The organism is Roseovarius sp. MBR-154 (assembly GCF_053628595.1).
Genome location: NZ_JBRJGR010000001.1, coordinates 526,333 through 546,269 on the forward strand (window position 1 = coordinate 526,333; position 19,937 = coordinate 546,269).

Genomic DNA, 19,937 nt, shown 5'->3' on the forward strand with positions numbered 1-19,937 from the left:
ATAAGCGCGTATCTTTAACATGCGGCTAACGCCCGCGACATTCGCAGTGCGTCTCAGCCAGAGCGCAGGAGGATCACCTCGATCCGGTTGTTGCGCGGTGCCATCGGATCCGCAACAGCGGGGCTGCGGTCGGCGTGCCCGGTGACACGCTTGACGCGTGCTGGCGCGGTACCGTCCTCCTCAAGCAGCATACGCGTCCGATTGGCGCGCTCCGATGAGTCGTCCCAGACAGGATTGTCGATCAAGGTCACGGGCCGCGCGCTCAAATGCGCTTCGATGGCCATGTCATTCTCGACCAGTTGAACAACCTGCGCGATCAGAGCCGAGAGAGCCTTGAGCAGTTGTGTTGGCTGGGCGCGGTCGATGAAAAGCACCGATCGGCCAAGGTCGAACAGTTCGATCACGAGCCCTTCATCGGTCACGCGCGTGCGGATGTGTTGCAGTATCTCGTCCGAGACGAGGCTTTCGCCACTGCTTGCGGTGAGCATATCGGCCACTCGGGTGAAGGCCGCATCCTCCACCGCGCGCTGCTGCGCCTTGGATATGTCGGTCGAAAGGCCCTGGTCGCCGCGGGCCTGGCGGCTATCGCTGGTATAGGTGTTGGTTGCACCGATGCCGTTTTGGGCAAGCATTTCCTCGGAGAAGACGCTGTCGCCGCCGAACGCGCCGTCGCCACCGCCGGAGATGCGGTTGACCGGCAAGGTGGGGCTGAAATAGTCCGCGATTCCTTTGCGTTGCTGTTCCGTTGTCGCGTTCAACAGCCACATCAGCAGGAAAAAGGCCATCATCGCGGTGACGAAATCGGCATAGGCCACTTTCCAGGCACCGCCATGATGCCCGCCACTCGCAATGATCTTCTTCCGTTTGATGATGACCGGTGCCGCGTTGCTGCGCGCATCCATACTCACCACCTTGTCTCACCCGACCCAAGGGGTAGCATGTGATGGATTACCGACCTGTTAACATGTTCAGTTTTAGGGACTTCGCTAGGCCAGGCCGGGCAACCACAGAACGATTGCCGGGAACGCCACGAGCAGGGCGATAGTCACCGCGTCGGCGAAAAAGAACGGCATCACACCCTTGAACACGTCCTGCACGCTCAGGTCGGGTCGCACACCCGCCACTACGAAACAGTTGAGCCCGATAGGCGGCGTGATCAGGCAGAACTCGGCCATCTTGACCACAAGGATCCCGAACCAGATCGCGCACATCTGGCCATTCATGCCAAACGCACTGTCCGCCGCGCTGACATTGATCCCGCCGTTGAGCGCCATCACCGCCGGATAGACCACCGGCAGCGTCAGCAGCAGCATGCCGATCGCGTCCATGAACATGCCCAGCACCGCATAGGCCAGCAGGATGCAGATCAGGATCAGCATCGGCGACAGCCTCAGCGAGGTGATCCAGTCGGCAAAGGCCGAGGGCAGATCGGCAAAGCCGAGAAACCGCACATAGATCAGCACCCCCCAGATGATCGTGAAGATCATCACCGACAGCTTCGCCGTCTCCAGCAGCGCATCCTTCAACTCGGGCCAGCGCATGCCGCGATAAAGTGCCATCAGGAACACCACGAACGCGCCAATCGCCCCGCCTTCGGTCGGCGTGCCCCAGGCGTCGCCGCCGAACGGGTTGTAGACGAAAAAGATGATCGTCACGACGACAAAGACGATGGGTAGGGCAGGGGGCAGCGACACGAAGCGTTCGCGCCAGGTAAAGCCCCCCACCGGCGGGCCGAACCCCTTGATGGTCAGCGCTAATCCGATGATCAAAAGCGCATACACAAAGGCCGAAAACACGCCGGGAATGAACCCGGCAAGCAACAGCTTGCCCACGTCCTGCTCCACGATGATCGCGTAGATCACCAGCAATGCCGAGGGCGGAATGAGGCTCGCCAATGTGCCGCCCGCAGCCACGACACCCGCCGCAAAGCGCTTGTCATAGCCGATCTTGAGCATCTCGGGGATGGCGATGCGCGCAAACACCGCCGCCGTCGCCACGCTCGCCCCCGACACGGCGGCAAAGCCTGCCGTGGCAAACACGGTCGAGACGGCAAGCCCCCCCGGCACCCAGGCGATCCAGCGTTTCGCCGCCTCGAAGAGCGCCTTGGTCAGCCCCGCGTAATAGGCGAGATAGCCGATCATGATGAATGTCGGAATGAGGCTCAGCGCCTGTGAACTGACCTTGGAATGCGGCACCTGACCGGCGGTCTTTACCGCGACGGTCAGCGCCCAGACGAATTCGTCGCCCGCATAGCCCTTCTTGGACCAGAAGATCCAGATCAGCCCGACCGTGCCCGCAAGGGCGGCGGCAAAGGCCACACGCATGCCTAGGATCACGACGACCAGCATCATGCCGGTCACGACCAGCCCGATATCAATCGGCTCCATCAGGTGACATCCTTATTCATCATGCCCGCTCAGCTGCGCCGCCTCACGCGCGGCCTGTGCTGCGGCATCCTCGATCAGCGGCACGGCGACCGGCCGGTCTGCCCCGGTGATCAGCGCGTGTCCGAACCCCCAGGCCTGAAGCATCAGCCGCAGCGACAGCACGCCAAAGGCGATCGGCGCGAGGATCTTTGCAGGCCAGATCGGCAGGGCGATATCAATGGTGCTGTCGCGGCTCCAGAGCGGCGCGTTCCAGTCGAAACTGCGCTCGAAATGCGCCCAGCTGCCCCAGACCAGCAGCAGCATCAAAAGCAGAACTGCCAGCGTCGTGATCAACTCGATCAGCCACAGCGCGCGACCTTGAAACATCCCGACGAAGATATCCATGCGGATGTGCCCGCCATCGCGCTGCGTATAGGCCACGCCCATGAAGGCAATCAGCGGCATGATCTGCTCGATCCAGTCGACATATCCGGGCATAGGCTGATTGAAGAAATTGCGCCCGCCCACGGAGAATACCGCCAGCACCATCAGCGAGAACACCGCGATCCCGCTCAAGAGCGCAAGCTGCCGCTCGATCCGGTAAAGGCCGCGATCCAGCCTGCTCAGGCTGCTGTCGTCGGACAGGACAGAGGCCGCTCCCGCCATGGGTCGTCTCCCGGATCATGCGCAAGGGGATTGGCCCGCCCCGGATGATCCGAGGCAGGCCGCGATGGTCAGAGGCTCAGGAGTCGCCCTTGAGCTCCGCAAGCGTGCTCGTGGCAAAGTCATAGAGCTCTTGCGCGGGAATACCGCGATTGCCCATCTCTTCGATCCAGGACGCAGCGGCAGGACCGGCCACCGCCTCTTCGAACTTCTTCAGAGACTCCTCATCAAAACTGATCACCTCGATCCCACGCTCTTCGAGTGCCGGACCCCACGCCTCCATCGTGTTGTTCTGATAGTTGTCGATGTAGTGATCGAGCGCCTCGTCGATCGAGCCCAACAGCGCCTCGCGATGCTCATCCGACAGCGCATCAAGCGCGTCGGTGTTCGCCACGACCGGGCAATTCACCGTGCCGGGGTTGAGGTTTTCGGTCCACCATTTCGCGTTCTCGATGGTGCCGAAGGACATATGCGCATGAGGTGCAAAGCTCACGGCCTTGACCACGCCGCTATCCATCGCCTGCCGCACCTCGGTCGCCGACATCGAGGTCGGCACCGCGCCTACGGCCTCCATCGCGGACCCGATTCCACCGAGCGCGCGCACGCTAAGCCCCTTGAAATCGTCAAGGCTGCGGGGCGCGTCACCCAGACCCACAAGGTTGTATTGCGGCATCGGCGAGGGCATCAGCAGCGTCGCGTTCCAGCGCGCCAGATCGGCCTTGACCGCCGGTTGGTCATAGAGCGCCATCGACAGCGCGGTTTCCTGCTCAAGGTTCTCGACGCCGAGGAACGGAAGTTCCAGCACCGTGATCGTCGGGTTCTTGTCGCGGTGATAACCCGCGCAGAACTGCGCCATCTCGAAGGCGCCGATGGAAATCCCGTCAAGGTTCTCGCGGTTGTTCGACAGGCCGCCATAGCTGATGTTCAGGGTGAAATCGCCATTCGTCTTTTCGCTCACCAGTTCGGCCAGCTTCTCGACATGCTCGGTGAACGCCCGGCGCTTGCCCCAAAGCGAGACGTTCCATTCGGTCGCCATCGCCTCACCGGCAAAGGCAAGGCTGATCGCGGCCACAGCGGTATAACTCAGAAATTTCGGCATGGTTTCTCCTCCCAGATGTCATGCTTTATGATGGGCGCTACCTTGGGTCATCCCCGGCACAATGGCTATGAAAAAAACCGCGCATGCCCCGGCAGCCGCCCTGCGGATATCCGCAAGGTGACTACAGCAGCGCCTCCTTGTCCAGCCCCAGCTTGACGATCTTCTCGTTGAGCGTGCGCCGCCCGATGCCGAGCGCCTCGGCCACCGCCTCCATCTTTCCCTCATGCGCGGTGATCGCCTTGGCGATCAGTTCCCGCTCAAAGGCCGCCACGGCGGCGCGCAGCGTGTCGGGCACATCATCGGCCAGCGCGTCGCGGCGCAGCGCCTGCGCCATCGAGCCGCCCCCGCGCCGCGCACTCAGCACCCGGCGTTCGCACACATTGCGCAACTCGCGCACATTGCCGGGCCAGTCATGCGCCAGAAGGGCGGCGCTGTCCTCGGGCGTGAGGTCCGGCGCGCGGGTCTCGTAGACGCGCGCAAACTCGTCCAGAAACCGCGCCGCCAGCAGCATCACGTCATCGCGCCGCTGCCGCAGGGTGGGCAGGACGATCACGGTGGTATTGAGCCGATACAGTAGATCGGCCCGCAGCCGCCCCTCGCGCACCGCCAGATCGGGGTCCTCGTTGGTCGCCGAAATCACCCGGAACGCCAGCGGCACAGGGGCGCCGGCCCCGAGTGGCAATACCTGCTTGTCCTCGATCACCCGCAAAAGCTTGGCCTGCACCGGCATCGGGCAGGAACAGATTTCATCAAGGAACAGCGTGCCGCCATCAGCGCCCTGCAATCGCCCTTTGGTGCCGCCCTCGGCCCCGAACATCTCGGCCTCGAATCCCTCGACCGAGAGCGCGGCACAGTTCAGCGCCAGAAACGGTCCCACCGCATCGCCACCCAGATCATGCAGCGCCCGCGCCACCAGCTCCTTGCCGGTGCCGGTCTCGCCCTGCAGTATCACTGCCGCCCCGCTTTGCGACAGGTCCAGCACCTCCTCGCGCAGCGCCACGGTCTCGCGCGTCTGCCCCAGCATCACCCGGTTCAGCCCCGACAGCTGCATCAACCGCGATTTCAACCGCTCGGTCGTGCGTCGCATTGCGTGCTGATCGGCGGCATGGCGCAGGATGTTCAGCAAGCGGCGCGGCTCATAGGGTTTCTCGACAAAGCTGTAGGCCCCGCGCTGCATCGCATCGACCGCCATGGCGATATCGCCATGCGCCGAAATCAGCACCAGCGGCGGCGACAGATCGCGGTCGAGACTGTCCAGCAACTCCAGCCCCGACATGCCCGGCATCCGCACATCCGACAGGATCACATCCGGCTGAAACGCCTCCAGCCGGTCAGCCAGCCGCTCTGCGCGCGGCAGCGCCTCGACGCACCACTCAGACGCCTCCAGCAGGTCGATTAGCGACAGGCGCATCGCGCGATCATCCTCGACGATCAGGATACGGGGGGTGCTGCTCATGCCGCGCTCAATTCCTCGTCCATCCCCTCTTGCGGGATCTCGATCCGGAACATTGCCCCGCCTTGGGCAAGCGTATCGGCGCTGAAACTGCCCTGATGCGCCTTGACGATATTCGCCGAAATCGCAAGGCCCAGCCCCATGCCACGTCCGCTCTCGCGGGTGGTGACGAATGGCTCCTGCAATTCGTCAAGGCTCGCCTGTCCCAGCCCATGCCCGGTATCGCGTACCTCGACCCAGCCCGCGCCATCGCCCTGTCCCAACGTGATATCGATCCGTCGCGCGGCACAATCCTCCACCGCATCGACGGCATTGCGCAACACATTGGTCAGCACCTGTTCCAACCGCAACTGATTGCCGCGCACCAGAACGGGTTTATCCGGCGCATCAATCGATGTCGTGGCCCCGACCTTGGCGATATTCGGCTCGACCAGCGACAGCGCCGCCTGCACCACCGCCCCCAGATCGACCGGCCCGAACTCCTCGCGGTCATTGCGGGCAAAGAACTTCAATTGCCGGGTGATCCCCTCCATGCGATCCACGATTCCGGTGATCCTCGGGATGATCCGTGCTGCCGGTTGTCCGCCGATCTCGGCCGCCGTCAGGTGGTTGCGCATCGCCGCGATGGGCTGTCCCAACTCATGCGTGACCGAGGCCGCCAACTGCCCGAGTGCCGCCAGGCGGCTCGCGCGCTCCAACTCATCCTGCGTCCGCTTCAACCGGCGCTCGGCGGTTCGGCGCTCCTCGATCTCCACTGCCAGCCGTTCATTGGCCTCGCGCAACTGGGCCTCCTCCGCTTCGGACCGGCGCAAGGCCGCCCCGATGCGTTGCGTCCGACGCACCTGCGACACCAGGAATCCCGCGCCTGTAAGGATAATCACCAGCCCTGTCAGCAGCCAGCTGCGCGTCATCGCCGCGCTGTCATCTGCAAAGTAATGCAGCACCCAGTCATGCGGCGCGACCGAGGCCGAGAGGTGAATGCGCTCCGTCCCGTCAATCATAGCGCGCGCACCCTCTACGGGCTGCCAGTCCAGCGGCGCAAGAGCCTGCCCCGGAAACTGCCGGTCCTGCGCGATCCGGGCCCGCTGTTCGGCACTCAGATCCGCAAGGCTGCGATACCGCCCGCCCGGGTCCGAGGATAGCAGCACCACGCCATCCCGATTGGCCAGCAAGACCTGCTCCCCGGCGCGCCGCCATGACTCCTCCAGATCGGTGAGATCGAGTTTGATCGCAATCACCCCGGCCAACCCGCCATCCGCATCGCGCACCGCATCGGCGATGAAATAACCGGGCAATCCCGTGGTCGCCCCGATGCCGTAGAACCGCCCCTGCAGACCGGCCCGCGCCGCCTGAAAATAGGGACGAAAGGAATAATCCTGCCCCACGAAGGTGCCAGGTCGCCCCGCGTTCGAGGCGGCAATCGTCATCCCGTCAGGCCGCATCAGATAGATCGCCTCTAGCCCCGATTGCTCCGCAAAGGCCGCGAGCCTGCGATCCAGCCGCCCGGTCGGTCCACCCGTGGCGGTGTCGATCACATGACTGTCGCGCGCCAGCACATAGGTCAGGTGCGAAAACCGCTCCAGTTCCGATCGAACCGTGCTGTGATACAGCGACAGCCGCCCGCGCGCCTTGGCCTCTTCCTCGGATTGGAAAAAGCTGAGCGAGAGCCAGAACACGCCGATCATCACGCAAAGCGCGGTCACGGCGGCAAGGGCGGTGGTGGTCAGTCGCATGGGAAACAGGTATCGGTATCTTTGCGGGTTCACGCAAGCGAAAGCATGGCCCGGACGCGCAACGCCGGAGGAGCAATGACCGACCATCTGACCCACGCCCTGAAAGACGCCCGCGTCGTTCCGGTGATCCGCCATCCCGACACGACCATCGCCGAAACCGCCTGCCGCCTGCTCGTCGAAGAAGGCGCGCGCGTCCTCGAAATCACCATGACCGTGCCGGATGCGAACGGGCTCTTGCAGCGCCTTGGTGCCGCACACCCCGATGTCATTCTCGGGGCGGGCACCGTTCTTGACGCAACACAGGCGCAGGCGGCCATCGCCTCGGGCGCGCAATTCGTCGTCTCGCCCTGTTGGTGCGACACTGTGGCGGCAACCTGTCGCGCCGCACAGATCCCCTATCTGCCTGGCGCCATGACACCCGGCGAAGTGATCCATCACGCACAGGCGGGCGCGCATGTGGTCAAGGTCTTTCCCGCCGACGCCGCAGGCGGTCCGGGGTTTCTCAAGGCGCTCCGGGCGGTTTTTCCTGATATTGCACTCATGCCGACCGGCGGCATCACACCGGGTAACGCAACCGACTACCTGGCCGCCGGGGCGCTCTGCGTCGGCATGGGCGGCAACCTGCTGCCCGCTGCCGCCCTCGAGGCGGGTGACGAGGCCACGGCGCGCGATCTCATCCGCGCAGCTTTGCACGGAGTGCGCTGATGGCCGTCGATCTCCTCTGCCTCGGCGAGCCGATCCTCGAATTCAACCAGCAGCCCGACGGGCGCTACCTGCCGGGCCATGGCGGCGACACCTCGAACTGTGCCATCGCCGCCGCGCGGCAGGGTGCGCATGTGGGATATCTCACCCATGTCGGGGCCGATGCCTTTGGCCGCTCCTTTATCGACCTGTGGCAGGCCGAAGGCGTGGACACCACCACCGTGCGCGAGGTCGAGGGCGGCCAGACCGGCATCTATTTCGTCACTCACGGGCTGAACGGGCACGAGTTCAGCTATTTTCGGGACGGGTCTGCGGCCAGCCGCATGACCCCCGCAGACCTGCCCCGCGCCGCTCTTGAGACCGCGCAAATCCTGCATGTCTCGGGCATCAGCCAGGCTATCTCCCAAAGCGCCGCCGATACCGTATTCGCCGCGATGGAGATTTTGCGCGCAGCGGGCGGGCGCGTGTCCTATGACAGCAATCTGCGGCTCAAGCTCTGGCCGCTCGACCGCGCGCGGGCGATCATTCATGCGGGCATGGCGATGGCCGATATCGCCCTGCCGGGGCTCGAGGATGCCGAGACTTTGACCGGGCTCACCGACCCCGACAGGATCGCAGATTTTTACCTCGGGCTCGGGGCAGGGATCGTCGCACTGACACTCGGGGCCGAGGGCACGTTGGTAGCCACGCCTGAAAAACGGATGCGCGTGCCGGGACGGCCGGTTGCGGTCGTGGACGCCACCGGTGCAGGCGACACGTTCGACGGCGCGTTTCTGGCGCGGATCATCGCCGGGGACGATCCCTTTACCGCCGCCGCCTATGCCAACGCGGCAGCGTCTATCGCGGTTCAAGGCTACGGTGCCGTTGCCCCGATCCCCAGGTGTGCGGACGTGGAGGCGGTTCTTTCCACGCCCTAGGTGGCGAGCCTCGAAACACGGGGCGAAGGAGCGTGAGTGGCCTGTTGCGGTCCTTGCATGACCCGTAGAAGGTGCCGCGTGATCGCAGGGCTGGGGACTGGCGATGCAACGCTCGTGGCGGGTACTTAATCCCAGCCAAGTCATTTTAACCTCGACACGTTGCGCAACCCCTCAAATCGCCAGGCTGCAGGGCGGCCCGGCGATCGCGCGGCACCTTCGGTGCGTTTCGCGCGGGATGCGGCAACGGCAGAAATAGGCCAAAACCCGCATATCCTCTGACCCAAAATCACCCCACAGGCTGGTCATCCTCGATATAGGCCCGCACATTCTCTTCAAAGCTGCCATCCGCCTCCAGCCCCAGCGCAAGCGCCCGGTCGGCATGGATGTCGAACCGCCAACCACCCACGATCCGGCGCACCGCCTCTTCCGGCTGCCAGGTGATCAACGTCGCGGGCTCCGGCCCCGCCACGGCCGTCATCGCGTCGATCATCTGCCGGATCGACAAGGTCCGCCCGGGCATCTGCAGAATGCGGTTACCCCCCAGATCCGCGGCCGAAATCTCCGCCACCCGGATCAGGTTCTCGACGCATTTGCGCGGGCTCAGGTAATAGTGCCGGAAATCCTCATCCACCGGGCAATTGGCCGTCTGCCCGTTCAGTGGCTCACGCAGGATCGACGACATGAAACTCGACGCCGCGCGGTTCGGCTTGCCGGGGCGGATCGAGATCGTAGGCAGGCGCACGCCGCGCCCGTCGATATAACCCTTGCGCGCGTAGTCGTTGACCAACAATTCGCCAATGGCCTTTTGCGTGCCATAAGAGCTTTGCGGATTGAGCAGCGACACCTCGGTGATCGGGTCCGGCACCTCGCCACCGTAAACCGCCAAAGACGAGGTGAAGACCAACAGCGGCGCCGTGCCCAGCGCCCGGCACCGCTCCAATATGTTGAGCGTCCCATGCAGGTTGATCTGCATACCCTCCTCGAACTCCTCCTCGGCATGCGAGGACACGACAGCGGCGAGGTGATAGATCACGTCCGTCTCACCAGTGACCACCCGCGCCACCGAGGCCGGATCGGTGATGTCGCACCGCGCGGTCTCGACCGGCACCGTGGCATCCTCCATCCTGGAGGGATCGTTCACATCCGCCAGAGTGATGCGCGAGATCTGCCTGCCGCCGAGCATGCCCCGCGCAACCAGTGCGCGCGCCAGCTTTTGCCCCAGAAATCCGCCGCCGCCGATGATGGTGATGTTCATGTTGCGTCCTTTTGGTGTCGTGTTGCGGGTGTTGCCCGGGTCAAGCCGCGCCGCCCTCCTCGGGCGGCAGCAGCTTGCCGGGGTTGAGAATGTCCTGCGGGTCGAGCGCGATCTTGATCGCACGCATGACATCGACCGCCGCGCCGTGCTCGGCGTGCATCAGGTCGCGCTTGCCGATGCCGATGCCGTGTTCGCCCGACACCGTTCCGCCGAGCCGCAGCGCCATCTCCGCAAGCTCATGCCCGAACCCCGAGGCGAGGGCGAGGTTGTCGCGGTCGCTCGGGTCGATGCTGACGCCGCAATGGAAGTTGGCGTCGCCGACATGGCCGACGATGGTCGAGACAAGCCCGAGATCGCGCGCCCGGCTCTGGGCATGGGTCACCGCCTCGGCCAGTCGGGAGATCGGCACGCAGACATCGGTCACGTAGAGCTGCGTGCCAGGGCCGCCCAGCGCCTGACTGGCATAATGCGCCTTGTGCCGCATCGACCAGAGCGCGTTGCGGTCCTCGGTCCTGGTGGCCGTCTGCCACGCCTGCATGCCGAACTCTTCGGCGATGTCCGCGAAACTGCGGCTCTGCTCGGTGACGCTCGCCGGGGTGCCGGTGAATTCGAGAAAGAGATGCGGGCGCTCGGGCAGGCCGCTGTCAGAATAGAGGTTGAAGCCGCGCACCATCATCTCGTCCAGCAGCTCGATGCGCGCTATCGGCAGGCCCGATTGGATGGTCGTGATCACGCAGGTCACCGCATCCTCGACCGTCGCGAACCGGCAGGTCGCGGCCAGCACCGCCTCGGGTACGCCCTGCAGGCACAGGGTCAGTTCGGTGATGATCCCGAGCGTGCCTTCGGATCCGATCAGCAGATGGGTGAGGTCATAGCCGGTGGAGGATTTTCGCGCCCTCGATCCGGTCCGGATGATCGTGCCATCAGCGATCACCGCCTCCAGAGCCAGCACGTTCTCGCGCATCGTGCCATGGCGCACGGCGGTGGTGCCGCTGGCGCGTGTCGCGGCCATCCCGCCGAGCGAGGCATCGGCCCCAGGATCGACCGGAAAATACAGCCCGGTCGCGCGCAGGTCTTCATTGAGCGCGTGCCGTGTGACGCCCGGTTGCACCACCGCATGCAGATCCTCGGCGCTGACCGCAAGCACGCGATTCATCCGGGTCATGTCGAGACTGAGGCCGCCCAGGACGGCCAGATGCTGGCCCTCGAGTGCGCTTGCCGCACCGTAGGCCACGACCGGGCAGCGATGCGCCTGACAGAGCTTGACGATCTCCGAGACCTCTTCGGTGGTCTCGGGATAGGCGACCGCCTCGGGCGGGGTGGGCGGATACCATGTCTCGCAGCGGCCATGCGCGTCGCGATCGGCCCTTGTCGTGACCAGCCGGTCCCCCAGCAGAGTGCGGAGCGCGTCAATCGCGGAGGGATGGGCGGACGGGGTATCGAGGGTCATGGTGTCGGTCCTTTCTCAGCCCGATCTTAGTGCGGCAAGGGTTGCCAGCACCACCACCAGCAGCATCGAGGCCGCCATCGCGACATTGATCCGGCGATGTGCGCGCTCGGACAGGTTCAGCCGGTGCAGCGCCACCCCGGCCCAGAGCCAGCCGAGGTGAATGGGAATCCAGATCAGGTTCATGATGACCAGCTTGCTCGCGGTCTCGAACAGCAGATTTTCGGGCGCGTAGGGAAAGCCCGCCATCAGCGTGGTGTTGACCGCATAGGCCTTGGGGTTGATCGCCTGAAGCAGGATCCCGGCCCCGATCCCGGGTGCGCGACGTGCCTCGATGAAGGCGATGCGCGACCCGGCCAGCGCGATCTTGGTGGCGAGATAGAGCAGGTAGAGAATCGAGGCGACCATCAGGAGAGTGCGGATCACCGGCTCGGCCAGAAGGATCGCTGCAAGGCCCGAAATCACCGCAAGCGCGACAAGGTTGGTGCCGATGAACAGCCCGGTGACGTAGGCCAGCCCGGACCTGAACCCGTAGGCCGATCCCAGACCGGCGGTGGACAAGACCCCCGGACCGGGCGTGATGATCAGGAACAGCACGGCAAGCGCGAATGTCAGCATCCGCGCGCCCTGTCCGTCGTCGTCATGCGCGCGTGCATCCGCTCTCCCGCTCGGTCCGTGGCCGTGCCGACTATGGTATACCATTTGACTAGTGCCAGCACGTCCCAAAGGTCAACAGCGATTTGGACCATATCGGATGACATGCTGTGGGTTGGCGGGACGGCCGCCATCCACCGACCGAATCGCGTTGTGCCCTTGACGGTTTCAGGCGGTCAGATCGGGCGTGACGCCACCGCCTATGCGGGCGCTGTATCCTGGTGCCAAGGTGTCTGCGGCGGGCACTGCGCCTTGTATTTCAAAGGCTCCATGTTTTGGCTTGCATTTTGGTATACCAAATTCGATGCTTGCCGCAAACGCCGCGCGACAGCACTCGGGCAGGCGGACGTCTCGAGGAGGACAGCATGAGCAACACCCGCGCCAACAAGCGCTTCCGCTCGCAGGAATGGTTCGACAATCCCAACAATCCGGGCATGACCGCGCTCTATCTGGAGCGCTATCAGAACCAGACCTTCACCCGCGAGGAACTGCAGAGCGACCGGCCCGTGATCGGCATAGCCAATACCGGTTCCGATCTCGCACCCTGCAACAAGATCCACATCTTCCTGATGGACCGGATCAAGGCGGGCATCCGTGACGCAGGCGGCATCCCGATGGAATTTCCGATCCATCCGATCCAGGAAACCGGCAAGCGGCCGACGGCGGCGCTCGACCGCAATCTTGCCTATCTCAGCCTGGTCGAGGTTCTGCACGGTTATCCGATCGACGGCGTGGTGCTGACCACCGGCTGTGACAAGACCACCCCGGCGCAGCTCATGGGGGCGGCGACGGTGGACCTTCCGGCGATTGCCCTCAATGGCGGCCCGATGCTCGACGGCTGGTACAAGGGCAAGCGCGCGGGCTCGGGCATGGTGGTCTGGGAGGGCCGCCGCCTGCTGGCCGAGGGCAAGATAGACTACGAGGAATTCATGGAGCGCGCCTGCGCCTCGGCCCCCTCGCTGGGGCATTGCAACACGATGGGCACCGCCTCGACGATGAATGCCATGGCCGAGGCGCTCGGCATGACACTCACCGGTGCTGCGGCGATCCCCGCGCCTTTCCGCGAGCGGATGGAAATGGCCTATGCCACCGGCAAGCGCATCGTCGAGATGGTTCTGGAGGACCTCAAGCCCTCCGACATCCTGACCCGCGCGGCTTTCGAGAACGCGATCAAGACCAACACCGCCATCGGTGGCTCGACCAACGCGCCGCCGCATCTGCAGGCCATCGCGCGCCATGCGGGCGTGGAATTGCAGGTCAAGGACTGGCAGACGGTCGGCTTCGAAGAGCCGCTTCTGGTCAACATGCAACCCGCCGGAGAGTATCTCGGCGAGAGCTTCCACCGCGCGGGCGGCGTGCCTGCGGTGATGGCTGAACTGCACAAGGCCGGTCGGCTGCATGGCGACGTGATGACCGCCACCGGCAAGACGATGGGCGAGAATCTGGCGGGCCGCGTCAGCGTCGATCATGACGTGATCCGCCCCTATGACCGCCCGCTGCGCGAGAATGCCGGGTTCATCGTGCTCTCGGGCAATCTGTTCGACTCCGCGCTGATGAAAACCGCTGTGATCTCGCCCGACTTCCGCAACCGGTTCCTCTCCACCCCCGGCGCGGAGGGCATATTCGAAGGCCGGGCCGTGGTGTTCGAGGGGCCGGAGGATTACCACGACCGGATCAATGACGAGAGCCTCGGCATCGACGAGAAAACCATCCTGTTCATCCGCAATGTCGGTTGTGTCGGCTACCCCGGAGCGGCCGAAGTGGTGAACATGCAGCCGCCCGATGCGGTGCTGCGTGCCGGTGTGCATCACCTGCCCACGGTCGGTGACGGGCGGCAATCGGGCACCTCCGAAAGCCCCTCGATCCTCAACGCCTCGCCCGAATCTGTGGTCGGCGGGGGCCTCGCCTATCTTCAGACCGGTGACCGGGTGCGGCTCGACCTCAACACCGCCTCGATGGAGGCGTTGGTGGATCCGGAGGAATGGACGCGCCGCAAGGCCGACTGGACCGCTCCCGAGATTGAGAATCAGACCCCTTGGCAAGAGATCTATCGCCGTCATGTCGGGCAACTGGCCGAGGGCGGGTGTCTCGAACTGGCGACCGCCTATCAGCGTGTCGCCCGCACCCTGCCGCGCGACAATCACTGAGGGGGAGCCATGGCGCAGAGCATCATCATCACCGGTGCGGGCAGCGGCGTGGGACGCGCCACCGCCCGGGTCTTTCTCGATGCGGGATGGCAGGTCGGCCTTGTCGGACGCCGCGCCGAGGCGCTCGAAGAGACGGCGGCAGGCCACGGTGCGGCGCTTGTCCTGCCCTGCGACGTGAGCGACGCAGATGCGACCGAGGCGATGGTGGCGCGCGCCACGGGGAAATGGGGCCGGGTGGACGCGCTCTTCAACAATGCCGGTGTCGCGATGAAGGGCGCGCCGATAGACGAACTGGATATCGACGAGATCCGCACATTGATCGACGTAAATGTCACGGGCGCGTTCATCGCCGCCCGCGCCGTGTTTGCGCAGATGCGGCGGCAGGATCCGCAGGGCGGGCGGATCATCAACAACGGCTCGGTTTCGGCCCATGTGCCCCGCTGGGGTTCGGCCCCCTATACCGCCTCGAAACACGCGATCACCGGGCTCACGCGCACACTCTCGCTCGACGGGCGGGCCTTCAACATCGCCTGTGGCCAGATCGATATCGGCAACGCCCTGACCGAGATGGCGCAGGCCATGACCCAAGGCGTACCGCAGGCGGACGGATCGCTGGCGGTGGAGCCGGTGATGGATGTGGCCCATGTGGCGCAATCGGTGCTGTACATGGCCTCCTTGCCGCTCGAGGCGAATGTGCAATTCATGACCGTGATGGCCAGCGCCATGCCCTATATCGGACGTGGTTGAACATTCTTCAGGGAGATGAACAGATGACCGAAACCCTCGCAATCGGATCCTTCAGCGAGGTGGACGAGACCGCCCTGCAAGGCGACCTCGGCGCGCGGATCGTGGACAGCCTCGACGTCGCCGCGGCGCTGCACGAAGAGAGTCGCGGCGCGGTTCGCGCCATCGCCTTCAAGGGACATACGCGTTTTGACGGGGCGTTGATGGATCTCTTCCCGGCGCTTGGCCTGATCGCCAATTACGGCGTGGGCTATGACGCGATCAACGTGGCCGATGCGCAGACCCGGGGCATTGCGGTCACCAACACGCCCGATGTGCTCAATGACGATGTCGCGGATCTTGCGGTTGGCATGATGATCGCGCAATGCCGCCGGATGGTGCAGGGCGATCATCATGCCCGCTCCGGTGCCTGGGCCGCCGGGCAGGCATTCCCGCTCAATCGCAAGATGTCGGGCGGGCGCGCGGGTATTCTCGGGCTGGGCCGGATCGGACGCGAGATCGCGGACCGTCTGGCGGCGTTCAAGATGGATCTGCACTACTGGTCGCGCATCGAAAAGGACACGCCGGGCTGGACCTATCACGACGATCCCGCGTCCCTCGCGCGGGCGGTGGATTTCCTGGTGGTGGCCCTTGTCGGTGGTCCGGAGACCGAGAGCATGGTGTCGGCCGAGGTGCTGGATGCGCTCGGGCCGGAAGGGGTGCTGGTGAACATCTCGCGCGGCTCGACGGTGGATGAGGGCGCGTTGCTCGACCGGCTGGAGGATGGCCGCCTGGGCGGTGCCGCGCTTGACGTGTTCCGCTCCGAACCGGATCTCGACCCGCGCTTTGCCGCGCTCGACAGCGTGATCCTGCAACCGCATCAGGGCTCTGGCACGCATGTCACGCGCGCGGCCATGGGAAGATTGCAACGCGACAACGTCGCGGCCTTCATGGCGGGCAAGCCGCTTTTAACGCAGGTCGCGTGAACCGGATCAGGGAGGACAGGAGTGTGACGGATCAACCAAAGATCGGCTTTGTCGGCGTGGGCTATATGGGCCACGGCATGGCCAAGAATATTCTCAAGGGCGGCTATAACCTGATGGTCAAGGGCAACCGCAACCGCGCGCCCGTCGAAAGCCTGACGGCTATGGGCGCGCAGGAGGCCGCAAGCCTCGCCGAGATGGCGGCGGCCTGTGACATCGTGTTTCTGTGCCTGTCGAACTCGCCACAGGTGGAGTCGGTGATCAGGGGCGAAGACGGGTTGATCGCCAATGGCAAGCCGGGGCTGATCGTGGTAGATACCACCACCGCCAACCCGGTCTCGACCGAGGCGCTAGCCGCCGAGTTGGAGGCGCGCGGCATGCATATGGTCGATGCCCCGCTTGGCCGCACGCCCAAGGAGGCCGAGGCCGGCACGCTCGACGCCATGGTCGGGGCCGCGCCGGAGGTGTTCGAGAGGGTCAGGCCGGTGATCGACTGCTGGGCGGGAACGGTCACGCATCTCGGGCCGGTGGGCGCGGGGCACAAGATGAAACTGGTGATGAATTTCCTCGGCACCGGCTATGCCGCGCTTTATGCCGAGGCGTTCACCATGGGCGCCAAGGTCGGGCTCGCGCCGCAGCTTGTCCGCGAGGTGATCGGCGGCAGCCGCATGGGTTGCGGGTTCTTCGAGACCTACACGCAATGGGTCTGCGACCGGAACCGCGAGGCGCATGTCTTCAGTCTCGACAATGCTGCCAAGGATATCGGCTATGTCTGCCTGATGGCGCAGGCGGCGGGCATGGCCAATCCGATGTCCGCCACGATCCGCAATGCCTTTGCCAGTGCCGTGGCACAGGGCAAGGGAGCCGATTACATGCCGATGCTGGCCGATCACGTGGCCTCGCTCAATGGCCTCGATCTTGGCGCGGAGGTCGAAAAGGGCCGCGGCTGACGTGAGGACGGGCCCGGCGATCCGTTGTCGCCGGGCCCGGTGCCTTAGTTGGCCGCGATCACCTCCTGGCGCTGATCGCCAAGGCCCTCGATGGTCAGCTCCATAACGTCGCCCGGTTTCAGAAAGCGTTGCGGCGACATGCCGAGGCCAACACCCGAGGGCGTTCCGGTGGCGATGATATCCCCCGCGCGCAGCAGCATGAAGCGGCTGAGATACGACACGATCTCGGCTACGCCGAAGATCATGTCGGAGGTGTTGGAGGATTGCACCTTCTCGCCGTTGAGCGCCAGCGACAGGTCGAGGCTCTGCGGGTCGGGCACCTCGTCGGCGGTGACCAGCCAGGGGCCGATCGGCCCGAAACCGGGGGCGGATTTGCCCTTGATCCATTGACCGCCGCGTTCGATCTGGAAGGCGCGCTCGGAGACGTCGTTGATCACGCAATATCCCGCGACGTGATCGAGTGCATCCTCCTCCGAGACGTAGAGCGTGTCACGTCCGATGATGACCCCAAGCTCGACCTCCCAATCGGCCTTGCTCGACTCGCGCGGCAGCGGCACCGGGTCGTTGGGTCCCGACAGGGAGCTTGTGGTCTTGGAAAAGATGATCGGCTCCTCTGGCTCCTTGGCCCCCGTCTCCGCGGCATGTTGGGCGTAGTTCAGCCCGATGGCGATGAAATTCGGGACCCATCCCAGGCACGGGCCGATGCGACCCGGTTCCTCGATCACCGGAAGGCTCGCCGTATCGAGCGCCGCAATTCGCGCGAGAGCGTCGAGCGACACCGCCTCGCCGGCGAAATCGGGCACTTGGCCCGACAGGTCGCGCAGCTGTCCGTCGGCATCGAGAATTGCAGGCCGTTCCGCGCCGTGCGGGCCAACTCTAAGAAGTTTCATGGGTCTCCTCTTCTCCGGATTCTTCCGGTGTCTTGGGTTTGTCCCGCGTTTGCGAGATCATCAGGTTCTCGAGATCCTTGGGCAGGTTCCCGAGATGCGCGTCGAACGCGGTGACAAGCGCGGCCTTGTCGCGCCGCAGGATAGCGTCGAGGATGCCGCCATGCTGGGTCAACACGCGCTCTCGGTTCTCGCGCATGCGCGAGGTCAGGTAGCGGGCATGCCACAGTCGAGCGAGATAGGCCCGGTGCGTGCGCGCGAGCGCGGTGTTGCGCGACGCTTCGGCGATGGTGGTGTGAAACGCCATGTCCATTTCAAAAGAGTCGATCCGCTCGGCGGTGTAGAAGGTTTCTTCCATGTGACGTGCCGCCTCGCGGATATGGTCGAGATCGGAGTCGGTTGCATGGTCGCAGGCCAGTTCGCCGGAGAGTTTCTCGAGCGCCACCAGCACGACCGCCTGATCGCACAGCTCTTTCGCCGTGGGTCGGCTCACGACCGGGCTGCGCGACGGGCTGAGCACGACCAGCCCCTCCTTGGCCAGAATGCGAATCGCTTCTCGCATCGGCGTGCGGCTGACGCCCATGGTCGCCGCGTGATCGCGTTCCTTGATCGGCGCGCCCGGCACAAGCTCGCCGCGCAGGATGCTGCGGCGCAACTCGTTGGCGATGCGATTTGCGAGCGTTGGTCCTGACATCGCGACGAAATTCCTCGACTTGTGCATTTCCGGGGTCTGTTAGTCCGCGTCGGGTTGCGCGTTCATAATTCTAGATTTGGTATACCAAAACAAGTTGATTGTGAAATTCAGTTTGTTTACCGTCCATTCCAGAATGGTATACCATTTATTGCAGAGCGATCCTGCAAAGGAGGAGACGGCACAGAAGCCGTGACAGGGAGGAAAGACCAATGACCTTGAAGCCACTACTCACATCTACCGCTGCCGCCGCGCTACTGGCCACAGGTGCCCTCGGGCAGGAGGTGACCCTGCGGATGCAGACCCATTACGCCACGGAGCATCCCACCGGCCAGGCGCTCGGGCGATTCATCGACGATGTCGAGACCATGTCCGAGGGCGAGATCGCGATCGAGATGTTCTATTCCTCGGCCGTCGTCGCCACGACCGAAACCTTCGACGCAGCAATCAACGGGATTCTCGATTGCGACGCCACTGGTGGCGCCTATCAGACCGGCAAGAACCCTGCCTTCCAGTTCGTCGGCGACTTCATGGGCGGCTATGACACACCCTGGCAGCAATATTCCTGGCTCTACTATGGTGGCGGCTACGAGGCGGCGCAGAAACTCTATAACGAACACAACATGCAGTTGATAGGCTGGTCCATCTATGGCCAGGAATCGCTGTCGTCTTCCGAGCCGATCGCTGGTCCCGAGGATCTCAAGGGCTGGAAATTCCGCTCGCCCCCCGGCATGGAGACCGAGATTTTCGAGGAACTCGGGGCCTCGCCTATCGTGATGGACTTTACCGAGATCTTCACCGCGCTCGAGACCGGCATCATCGACGGGGCGGATGCCTCGGGTCTGGCCAACAATGTCGGGCTCGGGATCTATGATATCGTCGACCACGCGACCTATCCCGGCTTTCACTCGATGCCGTCGGATCACCTTGCGTGCAACAAGGACGTCTGGGACGGGCTGACGGAATCGCAGCGCCGGATCGTCGACACGGCCTGGCAAAAGATGGGCTTTCACATCGCACTCGCCAACGAGCGCGCCAATGCCGAGGCCGCAGCCAAGCTGGAGGAACAGGGCGTGACCCTGCACGCTTGGTCGGATGAGGATCGGAAGGTGTTCCGGGAGGCGGCGCAGGTATCCTGGGAACGTTGGGGCGACAAGAACGAGCAGGCGCGCGCCATTCTCGAGAGCCACAAGACCTATCTGCGCCAACTTGGTCTTCTGAAATAAACCGACCCATAGCGCAAGGCGGGCCTTCGCGGTCCGTCTTC

At 64.4% G+C, this 19,937-nt stretch carries 18 protein-coding genes; 7 read left to right on the forward strand and 11 right to left on the reverse strand.

All coding sequences use genetic code 11. The features are described 5' to 3' along the window. Positions 1–53: 53 nt before the first annotated feature. The 6 genes from ACSSV4_RS02470 to ACSSV4_RS02495 form a co-directional block, all read right to left on the reverse strand. Positions 54–902, reverse strand: a complete 849-nt coding sequence (locus ACSSV4_RS02470; RefSeq protein ID WP_454273182.1) for a flagellar motor protein MotB — start codon at positions 900–902, stop codon at positions 54–56. 84 nt (positions 903–986) lie between these two features. After that, the gene (locus tag ACSSV4_RS02475) at positions 987–2,387 is read right to left on the reverse strand and encodes a TRAP transporter large permease (protein ID WP_454273183.1); all 1,401 of its coding nucleotides are present in this window, start codon (positions 2,385–2,387) and stop codon (positions 987–989) included. Positions 2,388–2,399: 12 nt separating this feature from the next. Further along, a complete protein-coding gene (locus ACSSV4_RS02480; protein ID WP_454273184.1) occupies positions 2,400–3,032 on the reverse strand; it encodes a TRAP transporter small permease subunit in 633 nt (210 codons plus the stop codon). Between the two features lie 76 nt (positions 3,033–3,108). Next, a complete protein-coding gene (locus tag ACSSV4_RS02485; RefSeq protein ID WP_454273185.1) occupies positions 3,109–4,128 on the reverse strand; it encodes a C4-dicarboxylate TRAP transporter substrate-binding protein in 1,020 nt (339 codons plus the stop codon). A 121-nt stretch (positions 4,129–4,249) separates the two neighbouring features. Beyond that, the gene (locus tag ACSSV4_RS02490) at positions 4,250–5,584 is read right to left on the reverse strand and encodes a sigma-54-dependent transcriptional regulator (protein WP_454273186.1); all 1,335 of its coding nucleotides are present in this window, start codon (positions 5,582–5,584) and stop codon (positions 4,250–4,252) included. Next, positions 5,581–7,314, reverse strand: coding sequence for a sensor histidine kinase (locus ACSSV4_RS02495; RefSeq protein ID WP_454273187.1), 1,734 nt, complete (start codon positions 7,312–7,314; stop codon positions 5,581–5,583). Before ACSSV4_RS02495 ends, ACSSV4_RS02490 begins: the two co-directional genes overlap by 4 nt. Before the next feature lie 75 nt (positions 7,315–7,389). Between ACSSV4_RS02495 and ACSSV4_RS02500 the strand changes: the two genes are divergently transcribed. Together ACSSV4_RS02500 and ACSSV4_RS02505 are read left to right on the forward strand one after the other, a co-directional pair. Further along, complete coding sequence (locus tag ACSSV4_RS02500; protein WP_454273188.1) at positions 7,390–8,019, forward strand: bifunctional 4-hydroxy-2-oxoglutarate aldolase/2-dehydro-3-deoxy-phosphogluconate aldolase; 630 nt, start codon at positions 7,390–7,392, stop codon at positions 8,017–8,019. Further along, positions 8,019–8,933 (forward strand): sugar kinase, encoded by a 915-nt coding sequence (locus ACSSV4_RS02505; protein WP_454273189.1) that lies wholly within the window; start codon positions 8,019–8,021, stop codon positions 8,931–8,933. Before ACSSV4_RS02500 ends, ACSSV4_RS02505 begins: the two co-directional genes overlap by 1 nt. A gap of 286 nt (positions 8,934–9,219) precedes the next feature. Here the strand turns inward: ACSSV4_RS02505 and denD are convergent, their stop codons facing one another. The 3 genes from denD to ACSSV4_RS02520 are packed head-to-tail and all read right to left on the reverse strand — an operon-like array spanning position 9,220 to position 12,253. Then, the gene (gene denD, locus ACSSV4_RS02510; RefSeq protein ID WP_454273190.1) at positions 9,220–10,188 is read right to left on the reverse strand and encodes a D-erythronate dehydrogenase; all 969 of its coding nucleotides are present in this window, start codon (positions 10,186–10,188) and stop codon (positions 9,220–9,222) included. Between the two features lie 40 nt (positions 10,189–10,228). Beyond that, positions 10,229–11,638, reverse strand: coding sequence for an FAD-binding oxidoreductase (locus ACSSV4_RS02515; RefSeq protein ID WP_454273191.1), 1,410 nt, complete (start codon positions 11,636–11,638; stop codon positions 10,229–10,231). A 15-nt stretch (positions 11,639–11,653) separates the two neighbouring features. Then, positions 11,654–12,253 carry a LysE family translocator gene (locus tag ACSSV4_RS02520; protein ID WP_454273405.1) on the reverse strand — a complete coding sequence of 200 codons (600 nt, stop codon included), beginning with the start codon at positions 12,251–12,253 and terminating at the stop codon, positions 11,654–11,656. A 401-nt stretch (positions 12,254–12,654) separates the two neighbouring features. Between ACSSV4_RS02520 and ACSSV4_RS02525 the strand changes: the two genes are divergently transcribed. The 4 genes from ACSSV4_RS02525 to ACSSV4_RS02540 are packed head-to-tail and all read left to right on the forward strand — an operon-like array spanning position 12,655 to position 17,092. Further along, positions 12,655–14,436 carry an IlvD/Edd family dehydratase gene (locus ACSSV4_RS02525; RefSeq protein WP_454273192.1) on the forward strand — a complete coding sequence of 594 codons (1,782 nt, stop codon included), beginning with the start codon at positions 12,655–12,657 and terminating at the stop codon, positions 14,434–14,436. Positions 14,437–14,445: 9 nt separating this feature from the next. After that, the gene (locus tag ACSSV4_RS02530) at positions 14,446–15,183 is read left to right on the forward strand and encodes an SDR family oxidoreductase (protein ID WP_454273193.1); all 738 of its coding nucleotides are present in this window, start codon (positions 14,446–14,448) and stop codon (positions 15,181–15,183) included. A gap of 23 nt (positions 15,184–15,206) precedes the next feature. Further along, a complete protein-coding gene (locus ACSSV4_RS02535) occupies positions 15,207–16,145 on the forward strand; it encodes a 2-hydroxyacid dehydrogenase (RefSeq protein WP_454273194.1) in 939 nt (312 codons plus the stop codon). Further along, the gene (locus ACSSV4_RS02540; RefSeq protein ID WP_454273195.1) at positions 16,142–17,092 is read left to right on the forward strand and encodes an NAD(P)-dependent oxidoreductase; all 951 of its coding nucleotides are present in this window, start codon (positions 16,142–16,144) and stop codon (positions 17,090–17,092) included. Before ACSSV4_RS02535 ends, ACSSV4_RS02540 begins: the two co-directional genes overlap by 4 nt. A 44-nt stretch (positions 17,093–17,136) precedes the next feature. On the opposite strand, the gene ACSSV4_RS02545 is transcribed toward ACSSV4_RS02540, so the two are convergent. Together ACSSV4_RS02545 and ACSSV4_RS02550 are read right to left on the reverse strand one after the other, a co-directional pair. Further along, positions 17,137–17,982: a fumarylacetoacetate hydrolase family protein gene (locus ACSSV4_RS02545; protein ID WP_454273196.1), complete on the reverse strand. Its 846-nt coding sequence runs from the start codon at positions 17,980–17,982 to the stop codon at positions 17,137–17,139. Next, positions 17,969–18,673, reverse strand: a complete 705-nt coding sequence (locus tag ACSSV4_RS02550; protein ID WP_454273197.1) for a GntR family transcriptional regulator — start codon at positions 18,671–18,673, stop codon at positions 17,969–17,971. The genes ACSSV4_RS02545 and ACSSV4_RS02550 overlap by 14 nt, the downstream gene beginning before the upstream one ends. 209 nt (positions 18,674–18,882) lie before the next feature. Between ACSSV4_RS02550 and ACSSV4_RS02555 the strand changes: the two genes are divergently transcribed. Then, the gene (locus ACSSV4_RS02555) at positions 18,883–19,896 is read left to right on the forward strand and encodes a TRAP transporter substrate-binding protein (RefSeq protein WP_454273198.1); all 1,014 of its coding nucleotides are present in this window, start codon (positions 18,883–18,885) and stop codon (positions 19,894–19,896) included. The last annotated feature ends 41 nt before the right edge of the window (positions 19,897–19,937 follow it).